Below are 13,885 nucleotides of genomic sequence, written 5' to 3'. Positions count from 1 at the left end.
ATACGATGAAATTTGGCCTAAAAATAGCATTATCTTTACTGTTGTCCATGTGTATTGGGGGAGACATCCTCGCCCAGAAGACCGAAACACAATATTTATCCGGAAGAGGTAAAGATAATACTACTTTATGGGATTTTTACGTGACCGAAGGCCGTCAAGCGGGTTCGTGGACAAAGATCCCTGTGCCATCTAATTGGGAGATGCAAGGATTCGGTAAGTACAACTACGGATTCAATAAGGAAGAAAATAAGGGTAAGGAATCGGGCCGCTATAAGCACACTTTTGTGCTGGATAAGTCTTGGAAAGGCAAGAAGGTCAATATCGTTTTTGAAGGATCAATGACCGATACGGAAGTCAAGATCAATGGAAAATTAGCTGGCGAAATTCATCAAGGTTCTTTTTACGTTTTCAGGTATGATATCTCCGACCTAGTGCAGTATGGAAAAACGAATATCTTGGAGGTTAATGTCGCTAAGCATTCTGCCAATAAATCGGTAAATGCTGCAGAGCGGGAAGCTGACTATTGGATTTTCGGCGGAATCTTTCGTCCCGTGTATCTTGAGGCTATTCCAAAAGATCATATCGCCCGTGTGTCGTTGGACGCAAAGGCAGACGGGAGCTTTCGTGCAAAAATTCGGACGGAAGGTACTGCGGATAGGGTTCGTATGCAACTCTATGATGACCAGGGAAATGCTTACGGATCGGCTATTGAACAGCAGTTGAATGGAACGGAGGCCTGGTTGGACGCTACGTTTTCTAATCCAAGATTGTGGTCATCGGAATTTCCCAATTTATATCGGGCTCAATTCACATTATTACGAAAAGGGAAAACACTGCACCAAATCGAACAAAAGTTGGGATTTCGTACTGTTGAGGTCAGGGAACGCGATGGGGTCTTTATCAATGGGGTAAAAATAAAGTTTAAGGGTGTTAACCGTCATTCTTTTCATCCGGAATCCGGCAGAACAACAAGTAAAGAGATTAGCGTTCACGATGTCAAACTCATGAAAGAAATGAACATGAATGCGGTACGTATGGCGCATTATCCGCCAGATAATCATTTTTTGGAAGCATGCGACTCGTTGGGGTTATATGTGATGAATGAATTGGCAGGTTGGCATGGACATTACGATACGCAAGTGGGATCAAAATTATTGCGTGAAATGATGGTGGTTTCTGAAAATAACCCGTCGATTATCTTTTGGGCAAATGGAAACGAGGGCGGACATAATCCCGAACTGGACACGATCTTCTTTGAAGAAGATCTGCAAAAGCGCCCGTTAATTTATCCCTGGGCAGTATATGGTGGATTCGAAACAACCCACTACCGCGAATATAATTATGGCATAGGAACCTATGATCACGGACACAACATCGTCATGCCAACAGAATTTTTGCATGGCATGTTTGATGGTGGTCACGGCGCGGGGATAGAAGACTATTGGAAGGCGATGTGGGCAAATCCGCTATCTGCCGGCGGTTTCCTATGGGACTTTCAGGATCAGGGGGTAGTTCGGACAGATAAGCAGGACAGTATTGATACGGATGGTAACCACGGTGCAGATGGCATTGTAGGTCCGTATTATGAAAAAGAAGGCAGTTTCTTTACGATAAAAGAGGTTTGGAGCCCGATATTCTTTGAAAAAAGAGAAATGACAAAAGACTTCGATGGTGCTTTCCACATAGAGAACAGGTATTCTTTTACTAATATAAATCAATGCACATTTTCGTATGAATTACGGAAATTAGGAAGGTTTGGTGAAGACAAAAACAGTCAAACGGGTACTGTTGTTTCACCAGATATCAAGCCGTATGATAGAGGTATATTGAAAGTGAATTTTCCAACGGACTGGCGTAGCTACGACGCGCTGTACATTACGGCTAAAGATGTAAATGGACTCGAAATTTATACCTGGAGCTTTCCGATCATACGACCAGCTACGACGGCAGAACAACTAATTACAGTCGGGAATGGTACCATTCAGGTGTCTGAAGAGGCGAATAGTCACGTGATTAAAGCCAACGGGATAACATATCGCATCAATAAGACGACGGGACTATTGGAACAGGTCGACAATGCAAAGGGCCGTATACCATTTTCGAATGGTCCTGTGCTGCAAGAAGCTGTGAATAATTTTAAAGGATTTACAATTACCGAAGAAAGTGATAAAGTAATTATTGCCTCGACATTTGATAAGAAGGAGAGTTATAACACGCTGCGTTGGGAGATTTCGGCTTCGGGTCAATTAAAAATGCATGTGCAGTATTTTCCAGAGGCTTACTTCACGAGGTTTGTCGGTGTAAACTTTTCGTTTCCCGAAGATCAAATTAAAGGGGTAGAATATTTGGGAATGGGACCGTATCGGGTGTGGAAAAATCGCATGAAAGGGAACCAATTTGGAGTATGGAAAAAAGATTATAACGATGTAGCTACGGGTGAAGTCCCGTTTCAGTATCCGGAATTCAAAGGATACCATAGCAATATGTACTGGACAGAATTCATTACAAAGGAGCAGTCTTTTAAAGTATTTACGGATAGGGAGGATGTGTTCTTACGCTTGTTTACGCCAAAAGAGCAGAAAGATACGGACTGGAAGAATATGGAACCTACTTTTCCGAATGGAGATATTTCGTTCATGAATGGGATATCCGCTATTGGAACTAAAACCCAAAAGCCGGAAACAACAGGTCCTATGGGAATGAAGCATGTGTATTACGATTTTGAGAAAGAGCCGATAAGAGCACTACATATGATATTGTATTTTGATTTTTCGGGAGAGTAGTAAAATGAAAGAGATGACGAAGAGTATAGGTTTGATTTTCCTGCTGTGTTTAAGCTTAACCACTTTTGCACAAACCAGAGTAGATGCTCTACGTTGCGAATTGTTGGAAAATCCAATCAGTATGGATGTGTTGCAACCTCACCTGAGCTGGAAGATTGCTACGGACGAAAGAAATGTGGTGCAGCTTGCTTACCATGTCCTTGTAGCCTCCTCTCCCGAAAAACTAGCACAGGATATTGGCGACCTGTGGGATTCAGAGAAAATAACTTCTGCTAATTCTATACAGGTGATCTATCACGGTAAGCCGTTGAAATCTAGGAATGAATGCTTCTGGAAGGTCAAGGTCTATACAAATAAAGGGGAGTCGGAATGGTCAAATGTAGCACAGTGGACCATGGGATTGTTGCACTATAAAGACTGGACGGGACGTTGGATAGGGTTCGACCGTTATTTCCCAACCGACAATGTGGAGGAAGGCCGGTTATCGGCGCGTTATCTTCGGAAAGAATTCAAGACGGAAAAAAAAGTTCACAAAGCCATAGCCTACATCATGGGCATGGGGCTGTATGAACTGTATATAGATGGTCAGAAGGTGGGGGATCAGGTATTAGCACCTTCACCGACGGATTATACGCAAAATATTAAGTACAACGTGTTTGATGTAACAGATAGGTTGACCGAAGGTGATCACGCGCTGGGTGTAGTTTTAGGAAACGGACGCTTTTATGCCATGCGACAAGCCAAGCCATATAAAGTCAAAACCTTTGGGTTTCCGAAGTTACAGTTTCAATTGATGATTACCTACACGGATGGCTCTACAGAAACCATCAAAACCGATGATTCATGGAAAGGTACAGCAAACGGCCCCATCACCGCAAACAATGAATATGATGGAGAAGATTATGATGCCCGTAAAGAATTGTCCGGATGGGCAAATGTGGGATTCGATGAACATGAATGGTTGCCATCTGAATATGTTCAGGAACCGGGGGGTACCTACGAAGCACAGCTGAATGGACACATGAAGGTAATGCAGGATATCGTCCCCGTGACGGTGACCCCTAAAGGAAATGGTCGATTTATCCTTGACTTCGGCCAAAATTTTTCGGGCTGGGTGAAGATGAAAGTAAAAGGGGAGAGCGGCACTAGGGTAACGCTTCGTTTTGCAGAATCGTTGGAGAACAATGGCGAGCTTTTTGTGACGAATCTGCGTGATGCCAAATCCACAGATCACTATACATTGCGTGGAGGTGAGGTAGAAGAATGGGAACCCCGTTTTACGTACCACGGATTCCGTTATGTGGAGGTAAGTGGATATCCCGGTACACCGACCAAGACCGATTTTGTAGGTCGTTTTGTTTATGATGCTATGGAAACAGTGGGCACATTTACATCTTCCAATATCTTATTAAATCAAATTCATCAAAATGCGTGGTGGGGTATAGCATCTAACTATAAAGGTATGCCCGTCGATTGTCCACAGCGAAATGAACGTCAGCCTTGGCTGGGAGATCGCCCTGTGACAGCCTATGGAGAGACTTTTCTATTTGATAACACAAACTTTTATATCAAATGGCTGGAAGATATCCGTTTGTCTCAAAAGGAAGATGGTGCCATACCAGATGTTGCTCCGGCTTTTTGGCGGTATTACAGTGACAACATCACCTGGCCGGGCACTTACCTGATGATTGCGGATATGTTGTACCGGCAAACGGGCGATATTCGTGTGCTAGAGCAGCATTATCCTGCTATGAAGAAGTGGATAAACTACATGGCTACACGCTATATGGATACGGAGGGTATCATTACGAAGGACAGCTATGGAGATTGGTGTTTCCCTCCGGTATCGATCGAAGCAGGTCGTGGACAGATTGCGGACAAGAAGTATCCTAGTGCGCTGATATCTAGCGCCAATTATTACTATTTGCTGAATCTGATGAGTAGATTTAGTTTAATAGTCGGACAGGATGACGATAAACTTTCTTTTGAAAAAAGTGCCGATGGCATGAAAAAGGCCTTCAACAAACGGTTTTATCATACTGAAGGTTTTTATGGAGACAACAAACTCACAGAGAATATCCTGGCGCTGTACTTTGGCTTGGTTGAAGAAGGAAACAAGACCCAACTCGAGAAACAGATCGTCCGTAACATTGAAGTCGAAAATAACGGACACCTGAGTACAGGTGTTGTGGGTATACAATGGTTGATGCGTACACTGACAGAGATGGGACGTGCAGATTTGGCCTATAAATTGGCAACCAATACAACCTATCCTTCCTGGGGGTATATGGTCGAAAACGGTGCAACAACGATCTGGGAATTATGGAATGGGAATACAGCGCATCCCAAGATGAATTCCCAGAATCATGTGATGATGCTTGGTGATCTGTTGGTGTGGTATTACGAGCATCTTGCTGGTATTAAATCTACCGAGAATGCTTTTCAGTCTATTATAATGAAGCCTGAAATCGTTGGTGATCTGACATTTGTTAACGCATCCTATAACAGTTCGCGGGGTATGATCGAATCGCACTGGGTGAAATCGAAATCGAGCTTTGAATGGCAGGTTCGTATTCCCGTGAATGCAAAGGCCATTCTACATATACCTGCTAAAGATCTACAATCTATTACCGAAGGGGGACAGAAGATTCAGGACAATAGCATATTTAATATCCTGGAATCCCAAAACGGCAGCGTGACAGTGGAAATCGGATCAGGACACTATCAATTCAAAACCAAATTGTAAATGAGAAAGAAATTGACCACAGCAATAGTTTTTTGTATCGTATTGTCGGTATCGTTAGCGCAGGAAAATGCGCTGTACAAATGGAGAAAAGGGATCGTAAAAGACGAATTTGTTTATGAATCTGCGCCGTTCCCATCATGCCATTCGGCAACGATGGCCGAAACTCCTCAGGGACTGGTTTATGCTTTTTTTGGCGGAACACACGAACGTAATCCGGACGTAGAAATCTATGTATGCCGATATGAGAACGGTCAATGGACAGCACCGCAATCTGCTGCTGATGGTGTCCAGCAAGATGGTCGCCGATTGCCCACATGGAATCCTGTATTCTATCAAATTCCTGATGGAGACTTGCTTCTTTTTTATAAGGTAGGCCCCAAACCTTCGGAATGGTGGGGCATGTTGAAGCGTTCCAAAGACGGAGGGAAAACCTGGTCGGATGCTGAAAAATTACCGGACGGCATTTTGGGGCCGATAAAAAATAAACCTGTTTTGTTAAGTAATGGTAACCTAATTAGTCCGACAAGTACCGAAGGAAACGGATGGAATATTCATTTCGAAATTAGTGCTGATTTTGGCAAAACCTGGCGTAAGGTAGGACCGATAGCAAGAGGTGTAGACGATGTAAATGCCATTCAACCCAGTGTTTTGGATCATGGAAATGGAAAATTACAGATCCTGGCAAGAAGTCGCAATTGGGCAATCGTAGAATCCTGGTCAACCGACAATGGAGAGACCTGGACTCCGTTGGTCAAGAGCAGCTTACCCAATAACAATTCGGGAACAGATGCCGTAACAATGAAAAATGGTACCCATGTACTGGTTTACAATCATGTGCTACCTCCACCGGAAAGTCCGAAAGGCAAACGGACACCATTGAATGTTTCTATTTCCAAAGATGGTAAAAACTGGGATGCCGTACTGATCTTGGAGGATTCTCCGATCAGTCAGTATTCCTATCCTGCTGTTATACAGACGAAAGACGGACTTCTACATTTTGCCTATACGTGGCGACGTGAAAAAATGAAACATGTGGTCGTGGATCCAGCAAAATTAAAAAAGAGAAAGATTAAAAATGGAATATGGCCAACAGTGAACGGATATAGTTTACCAGAAGAAGAACCATATAAAGCAGAAGAAGAATAACTGATAGTTCATTGTATATGTTAACGAGTCGTGTGTTAAAAATTAATTTTCCGGGCCAATTGGTGTTCGGAAACGGAGTGTTAAAACAACTGGAGGAAGACCTTGTTCAGATGCAATGTAAGGGGGTCATCGTGATGACCATTTCCCCTTTGGAAGAGCAGTTAGCACCTTTCGTTCAGACGTTGCGCAATCATGCTGTCCAAGTTATTGTGGATACGAGCATCGTGCAAGAACCTACCTTTGCTGATTTTCGGCAGATAATGGCAAGGTTCCAGTCTGCTGATGTGGATACGGTCATAGGTATAGGCGGAGGCAGTGTTTTGGATGTTGCAAAATTAGTTGCTGCACAATTGGGCAATACCCAAACCTTAGAAGAGATTGTTGGAAACGGATTGCTTAAGGAGAGAGGTAAACGTTTGATATGTATGCCAGCTACATCGGGCACAGGGAGCGAGGTTTCTCCAAACGCTATCTTAGTCGATGACGAAGGACAGAAGAAGGGTATAATCAGTCCTTTTTTAGTGCCAGATATGGTATATGCAGATCCTCTATTGACCCTAAGCCTGCCAGCGTCGATTACAGCAGCCACCGGTTTGGATGCGCTGACACACTGTTTGGAAGCGTATACGAATAAGTTTTCCCAACCATTTATTGACATGTACGCTTTTGAAGGAATGCGTCTGATTGCTGCTAACCTAGAAGAAGCGGTAAATAATGGGCATAATGAAGAAGCTAGAAGTCGGGTCGCTCTGGGCAGTATCTTGGGAGGTTTTTGTTTAGGTCCCGTTAATACCGCTGGGGTTCATGCATTGTCGTACCCATTAGGGAGTTCGTTTCACCTGCCACATGGACTATCTAATGCGCTATTATTACCCTATGTCATGGAATACAATTATAGCGCAAGTCCAAAGAAATATGCTGAGGTAGCTATTGCCCTGGGCTGTAAAAGAGAAGGAACAGATGAAGAAACTGCACAGGCGGGAATAACCAAAATAAAAGAACTTATAAAAGCTTGTGGCATACCTGCGCGGTTGCGTGAATTGGATATACCAAGGGGGGCTATTCGCCAAATGGCAGCTGATGCCATGAAAATTACACGATTGTTGGTCAACAATCCTAGAGAGATTACATTGACGGATGCCATATCCATTTTTAATGCCGCTTATTAATTTATGAAAGAAAATAAAATGAAAGATACTATTGTTCCTGTAGTTGCTCCGCTCCATCAGGATCGTACCCTAGATAAGGATGCTGTAGGACGTATTTTCTCGTACTTATATGCAAATAATGCCATCCCTTTTATATTGGGAACGACCGGGGAGTCCGCTTCCCTGTCCAACGCCTTTAAAGAAAAGTACTTGCATGCAGCTTTAGCAAATAAGGTAGCGGATCAGCAAGTTTACGTGGGTATTTCCTCCAATATACTGGAGGAATCTATTGATTTGGCGCAACAGGCATACGATTTAGGCGTAAAAGCTGTCGCAGCTACATTACCCACCTATTATAAGCTGTCAGATGCGCAGATGGAGAATTATTTTCTGCAGTTGGCTGAAAAATCTCCTACTGATTTGATTATCTACAATATTCCTGCTACGACCCATATGTCTATCCCCCTTTATTTATTGGACAAATTGAGTTACCATCCAAAAATTGTTGGGGTTAAGGACTCGGAAAGAAGTATAGAGCGCTTAGATCAGTCATTATCATTATGGGCCGACAGGGCGGATTTTAAACATTACATGGGGTGGGCAGCAAAGTCAGCCTACGCTATGATAAACGGTAGTGCGGGCATAGTGCCCAGTTCGGGTAACTTTGCGCCCGCAATCTATCGGCAGATGTGCACCGCTGTACAGGATGGTGATGTAGATTTAGCCTACGCGTTGCAGAAGCAATCGGACGACTTGGGTGCATTATATCAAACGGATAAATCATTGGGTGAATCCCTGTGGGCGTTAAAAGTCCTGATGAAAGAGCTGGGCTTATGTGATGCCCATATGATGCCACCATTACAAGCGCTGGATGCAGCAGAGGAAAGTAAACTGATCTCCGCTTTTCAGGAGTTAATTAATAAAGACAGTATAAAATTGAATATTACGAATCATGTCTAAACCTATCATTGGAATTACCATGGGCGATCCGGCTAGTATTGGTCCCGAGATAGCTTTAAAAGCAGTTTTAAACCCTCATATTCATGAAATATGTAGACCATTGCTCGTAGGTGATGGAGCCGTTTTCGAACATATCGCAACGGTTTTGGGAATGAAATTGACTATCCATCGTATTCAGCAGGTATCGGAAGCCAAGTTTGAATTGGGAACAGTAGATGTTTTTGATTTAAAAAACACGGATATGGCCAAGATCACTTTTGGTGAAATTTCGGCTGAAGCGGGAAAGGCCTCTTTTGAATCGGTAACTAAGGTTATCGATCTGGCCTTAAAAGGCGAGGTTGAAGCCACAGTAACAGGGCCGATCAATAAAAAGTCCATTAATGAGGCGGGGCATTATTTTGCGGGGCATACGGAAATTTATGCGCATTATACCGGGACGAAGAAATATGCGATGCTCTTGGTAGAAGACAATTTAAAAGTGATCCATGTTTCTACCCACGTCTCACTGCGGCAAGCATGTGATCTGGTAAAAAAGGACCGGATTGTAGAAGTAGTAGATTTGTTGCATCATGGTTTGATCAGTTTGGGTGAGACAAATCTAAAAATAGGTATTGCCGGTCTAAATCCGCATGCGGGCGACTCCGGTTTATTTGGAACGGAAGACGATGAAGAGATTCTTCCGGCCGTTGTCGAAGCAAAATCCAAAGGGTACGACGTGGAAGGGCCGATTCCTGCTGATACCTTGTTTTCAAAGGCGGCAACAGGCCACTATGGTGGTATTGTAGCCATGTACCACGACCAAGGGCATATTCCGTTTAAGTTGACTGGGTTTAAGTGGAATGCGGAGAAGAAACAGATGGATAGTGTAAAAGGGGTAAATATAACCATGGGGCTACCTATTATCCGGACATCGGTAGATCATGGTACGGCATTCGAAATTGCAGGTAAAGGTGTTGCGAGCCCAGACGCAATGATTTTAGCGATTGAATCAGCTGTTCAACTAACGCAAAATAAGTAACAGATATGGCCGCCATGTTAATAATTGCAGATGATTTGACCGGAGCAGCGGAGATTGGAGGGATTGCGCTACGGTATAATCTAACTGTGGATATTGTACATCGATTGGATCAAAACGCAATGGTAGACGTACTGGTATTGAATACGAACACCCGATCGTTAGCAACAGAACAGGTGGTGCCACATTTGGAATCGCTGTTTGGCGATTTGGATCGGACGGTATTTGGATTTATCTATCTTAAGTTCGATTCGGCACTTCGGGGGCATATTGCACGAGAACTCGTATTTTATAAGGATTATTTTGGTTTTGAATCAGCCGTATTTTGTCCTGTAAATCCGGCTTTAGGTCGGGTAATCAAAAATGGGCACTACATCGTGAATGGGAAATGGATTAACCAAACGAGCTTTTCGGATGATCCGGAATTTCCGGTTAACGAAAGCCAGGTGTTGGCTATTCTGGGTACGCCAGAGTGGAAACTCGTTAGTGATTTTTCCACTATTTATGTAGAAACAGGAATCGTCGTTCCCGAAATTGAAAATACCCTACAGCTGGAGGTATTGGTGCGGAATATTTCTGACAGTAAATTATTGGCGGGAAGTGCAGCATTTTTTAACCTTTTATTAGGAGAAAAATTTCAGCTATACCAAGATCAAACAGAAAAACATGTAGTGCTGAAATATCCTTTATTGTATGTTTGTGGTTCTGCACATGAAGATAATAACAATCGGATTGCGGAAGTAAACCCGGAATATGTGGTTTATTTGGACGAGAGGGATGGCATAGCGAAAGAACTGGTTCAAAAACTCGAGGCAAACACAAAGGCTGTATTTGCTGTTTCACCAAGCTTACGAGGGAGTGCGGGTGAAATAAGGCAAACCATGGCTGAGGTTGTGGCTGAGGTATATGATCGGGTGACAATAAAGGATCTGGTTATTGAAGGAGGAGCTACATCGTATGAGATATTGATGGCGTTGGGCATTGAAGCAATGACTCCGGTGCAGGAGATACAACCGGGCCTGATTAAAAGTAAGGTGAAGGATAAAGAATTATTTGTTACATTAAAGCCGGGGAGTTATCCTTGGACGAATGAACTTTGGGCATTTTAATGCGCAAATAAAACCAAATTATAATGAATAAACCTATTTTGAGCATTTTTGATTACGGTATTATTGTAGTGGTATTGCTGATCACGCTCTATTTTGGATTGCGGTACGCAAAGAACCAAAAAACGACGGCTGATTATTTCTCAGCGAAAGGACGTGTACCTTCCTGGGCAATAGGTATGTCTTTATTGGCAACGTTGATTAGCAGCGTTACGTTCTTGGGGTACCCTGCAGAAGGTTACTCGCACAACTGGATTCTTTTGGTACAAGGGCTAATGGTGCCCATCGTTCTTCTGGGAACGGTTTGGTTCATCGTACCGCTCTACCGAAGGGTAATCGGACTGAGTACCTACGAATATTTTGAAAAGAGATTCGGCAATTTTGCCCGTTATTACAGCTCCATTGCGTTTGTGTTAAGGCAATTTTCGGGAATGGGAACTGTACTTTACCTGTTGGCAATAGCCCTATCAAGTATGACGAATATCAATACCTATTGGATTATTATTGTCGTTGGATCCATCATTGTTATTGTAAACCTGTTAGGTGGAATTGAAGCGGTGATATGGCTAGATGTTTTTCAGGGGTTTATGTTGTTCGCTAGCGGTATTTTATGTCTCTTGGTACTGATATTCTCCGTGCATGGCGGTCTGCCAGAAATATGGCGCATTGCTTCGGAAAACGGAAGGACGGGATTTGGACCGTATGATTTGGACTTTTCCCGATTGACATTTGTGGTTATGGCGATTAATGGGATGTTCTATGCCATTCAGAAATATGGAACAGATCAAACGGTCATACAGCGGTATTTAACGGCGAGATCGGATAAATCTGCGATAAAGGCGTCTTTATTGGGGATTTTACTCACCGTACCGGTGTGGTCTTTGTTTATGTTTATCGGCACGGCGCTTTTTGTTTATTATACGCAGCACAGCTTACCCGATGATGTGGGGCCTAACAGTGTATTCCCATACTTTATCATGAGCAACCTGCCTGTAGGGGTAGTTGGCTTTATTTTAGCGGCCATGGTTTCTGCGGCAATTTGTAGCCTAAGTGCCGATCTCAATTCATTGGCTGCTGTAGGAGTTGAAGATTACTATAGAAAGTTGCGCCCTAAATTGGCAGACAGAAGCTATTTATTAGCAGGTAGATGGATGGTCGCTATCGCCGGCCTAATTTCTGTTGTAATTGGTTTCGTGTACGTTAACTTAGGCAGCCAGAGTATCCTGGGAATTATCTTTACTTTATACGCCATTTTTTCGGGCGGTATTGTCGGAGTTTTTCTATTGGGTGTATTTTCTACCCGCGCGAACCGTCAAGGTGTTAACATTGCCATTATTGTCTGTATTTTGTTTACGGCATATGCTTTTCTGACCAGTACAGAAATAGATTTTGGCGGAGAGCAGCTTGTTCTATTGGATTTAGGTCAGTTTAATTTTACGCATAATAAATTGATGTTGGGTGTATACAGTCACCTGATCGTTATTATCGTGGGGTATGTGGCCAGTCTGTTCTTTCCGAAACCCGATTTAGATCCCAATTTATTCTACAACGGTTGGAAAGCTTCTCAGAAAATTGAAAAAGAAAAAGGAGGCTCTTATGAATAAATATCTGCTCTTGGTGTGTGTACTGGTCTTTTTAAGCAAAGTTGTTTCTGCGCAGGATTCGGACCATCAATACCGTAAACCCTTAAAAGAGGTGATCGAGCTAATTGAAAAAAGATATGATATTACGATAAAATATAATGAGGAGCAAGTCGACGGAAAATGGCTGAATTATGCAGCATGGCGCTTTCGAGCCGATGTAGAGGAGACCTTAAAAAATGTACTTGCACCTTTGGATATGAAGGTAAATAAGGAGGGAGACCGGAAATACAAGCTAAAAGAATACGAGTACTACCGGTGGGAAGTCAAGGAGGGTTGGGATTACCTGGATCAATTGGGCGCACAGTATCACGATCGGGAATCTTGGGAGTTGCGTAAAAATCAAATTAGACCAGCGCTGTATGAAGCACTTCGGCTGTCGCCAATGCCTGAAAGACTGCGCTCCAAACCCATTCTTACGGCGAAAAGAGTTTTTCAGGGCTACACGGTACAAAATTTTGCGTTGGAAATTTTGCCGGGAGTATACGTCAACGGATCCTTTTATACGCCATTAAAGAACAAACGAAAGATTCCGGTTGTATTGAGTCCAGATGGGCATTGGGCAGATCATCGCTACCGTAAAGATGCGCAGATCCGCTGTGCAATGATTGCTAAAATGGGAGGCATGGCGATCAGCTACGATCTGTTTGCCTGGGGAGAGTCGCTACTGCAATTCAACGCCGAAGACCATAGAAAGAGCCTAGCACTCACTGTGCAGACATTGGGCGGAATTCGAATATTGGATTATATCTTGGAAAATAAAGAGGTCGACGCCACCCGTATTGGCATCTGTGGAGGATCTGGTGGTGGAAGTCATGCTGTCCTCATGACGGCCATTGATGAACGTATTACGCTAAGTATTCCCGTAGTATCGTTGTCCTCCTATTTTTATGGGGGCTGTCCTTGCGAAAGCGGATTGCCCATTCACGCCTGCGGAGGAGGAACCAATAATGTAGAACTGGCGGCTATGGCGGCTCCGCGGCCACAATTGGTTATTTCCGACGGTAAGGACTGGACGGCACATATGCCCCAGCACGACTACCCTTACCTGCAGAAGATATATGGCTATTATGGTGAGGAGAATAATGTATATAACGTGCACCTGCCCGAGGATGGTCACGATTTTGGTTATTCGAAACGTAAACCGGTATATGACTTCTTAGGTAAGCATTTTAGTTTACAGGCCACGGGACTGCAAAGTTCGGACGGAGAATATGATGAATCTGGTTGCACAATAGAGGAAAAAACAGCGCTATATGTATTTGGTGTCAGGGGAGAAAATTTACCGGCTCATGCGATACATGGATTTGAAAATTTGGAAAAACTGTTTCAATAGAGAGC

Annotated in this window: 9 protein-coding genes; all 9 read left to right on the top strand. The window is 43.4% G+C overall.

Going from position 1 to position 13,885, the window contains the following annotated elements; genetic code table 11:
- Positions 1-5: 5 nt before the first annotated feature.
- The 9 genes from FAZ15_RS06440 to FAZ15_RS06400 are packed head-to-tail and all read left to right on the top strand — an operon-like array spanning position 6 to position 13,880.
- Positions 6-2,783, top strand: a complete 2,778-nt coding sequence (locus FAZ15_RS06440; RefSeq protein WP_136900488.1) for a glycoside hydrolase family 2 TIM barrel-domain containing protein — start codon at positions 6-8, stop codon at positions 2,781-2,783.
- 13 nt (positions 2,784-2,796) lie between these two features.
- Positions 2,797-5,529, top strand: coding sequence for an alpha-L-rhamnosidase (locus FAZ15_RS06435; RefSeq protein WP_202912329.1), 2,733 nt, complete (start codon positions 2,797-2,799; stop codon positions 5,527-5,529).
- Positions 5,530-6,675, top strand: a complete 1,146-nt coding sequence (locus tag FAZ15_RS06430; protein ID WP_136900486.1) for a sialidase family protein — start codon at positions 5,530-5,532, stop codon at positions 6,673-6,675.
- 32 nt (positions 6,676-6,707) lie between these two features.
- The gene (locus tag FAZ15_RS06425; RefSeq protein WP_238387171.1) at positions 6,708-7,844 is read left to right on the top strand and encodes an iron-containing alcohol dehydrogenase; all 1,137 of its coding nucleotides are present in this window, start codon (positions 6,708-6,710) and stop codon (positions 7,842-7,844) included.
- Between the two features lie 3 nt (positions 7,845-7,847).
- Entirely contained in the window at positions 7,848-8,783 is a 936-nt protein-coding gene (locus FAZ15_RS06420; protein WP_136900484.1) for a dihydrodipicolinate synthase family protein, read from the top strand.
- Positions 8,776-9,801 (top strand): 4-hydroxythreonine-4-phosphate dehydrogenase PdxA, encoded by a 1,026-nt coding sequence (pdxA, locus tag FAZ15_RS06415; RefSeq protein WP_136900483.1) that lies wholly within the window; start codon positions 8,776-8,778, stop codon positions 9,799-9,801. Before FAZ15_RS06420 ends, pdxA begins: the two co-directional genes overlap by 8 nt.
- Before the next feature lie 14 nt (positions 9,802-9,815).
- Positions 9,816-10,907 carry a four-carbon acid sugar kinase family protein gene (locus FAZ15_RS06410; RefSeq protein ID WP_162304893.1) on the top strand — a complete coding sequence of 364 codons (1,092 nt, stop codon included), beginning with the start codon at positions 9,816-9,818 and terminating at the stop codon, positions 10,905-10,907.
- A gap of 23 nt (positions 10,908-10,930) precedes the next feature.
- Positions 10,931-12,508: a sodium:solute symporter gene (locus tag FAZ15_RS06405; RefSeq protein ID WP_136900481.1), complete on the top strand. Its 1,578-nt coding sequence runs from the start codon at positions 10,931-10,933 to the stop codon at positions 12,506-12,508.
- A complete protein-coding gene (locus tag FAZ15_RS06400; RefSeq protein WP_136900480.1) occupies positions 12,501-13,880 on the top strand; it encodes a glucuronyl esterase domain-containing protein in 1,380 nt (459 codons plus the stop codon). The genes FAZ15_RS06405 and FAZ15_RS06400 overlap by 8 nt, the downstream gene beginning before the upstream one ends.
- Positions 13,881-13,885 lie beyond the last annotated feature (5 nt).

The sequence above is a fragment of the Sphingobacterium olei genome (assembly GCF_005048855.1).
GTDB classification, from domain to species: Bacteria; Bacteroidota; Bacteroidia; order Sphingobacteriales; family Sphingobacteriaceae; genus Sphingobacterium; species Sphingobacterium olei.
The sequence above is the reverse complement of the archived record's forward strand: the minus strand, read 5'-3'. Positions and strand labels throughout refer to the sequence as shown.

Excerpts from the sequence above, each read along its gene's own strand:
- FAZ15_RS06410 (WP_162304893.1), top strand. The coding sequence starts at position 9,816 with ATGTTAATAATTGCAGATGATTTGACCGGAGCAGCGGAGATTGGAGGG.
- pdxA (WP_136900483.1), top strand. The coding sequence starts at position 8,776 with ATGTCTAAACCTATCATTGGAATTACCATGGGCGATCCGGCTAGTATT.
- FAZ15_RS06440 (WP_136900488.1), top strand. The coding sequence starts at position 6 with ATGAAATTTGGCCTAAAAATAGCATTATCTTTACTGTTGTCCATGTGT.
- FAZ15_RS06405 (WP_136900481.1), top strand. The coding sequence starts at position 10,931 with ATGAATAAACCTATTTTGAGCATTTTTGATTACGGTATTATTGTAGTG.
- FAZ15_RS06420 (WP_136900484.1), top strand. The coding sequence starts at position 7,848 with ATGAAAGAAAATAAAATGAAAGATACTATTGTTCCTGTAGTTGCTCCG.
- FAZ15_RS06435 (WP_202912329.1), top strand. The coding sequence starts at position 2,797 with ATGACGAAGAGTATAGGTTTGATTTTCCTGCTGTGTTTAAGCTTAACC.
- FAZ15_RS06430 (WP_136900486.1), top strand. The coding sequence starts at position 5,530 with ATGAGAAAGAAATTGACCACAGCAATAGTTTTTTGTATCGTATTGTCG.
- FAZ15_RS06400 (WP_136900480.1), top strand. The coding sequence starts at position 12,501 with ATGAATAAATATCTGCTCTTGGTGTGTGTACTGGTCTTTTTAAGCAAA.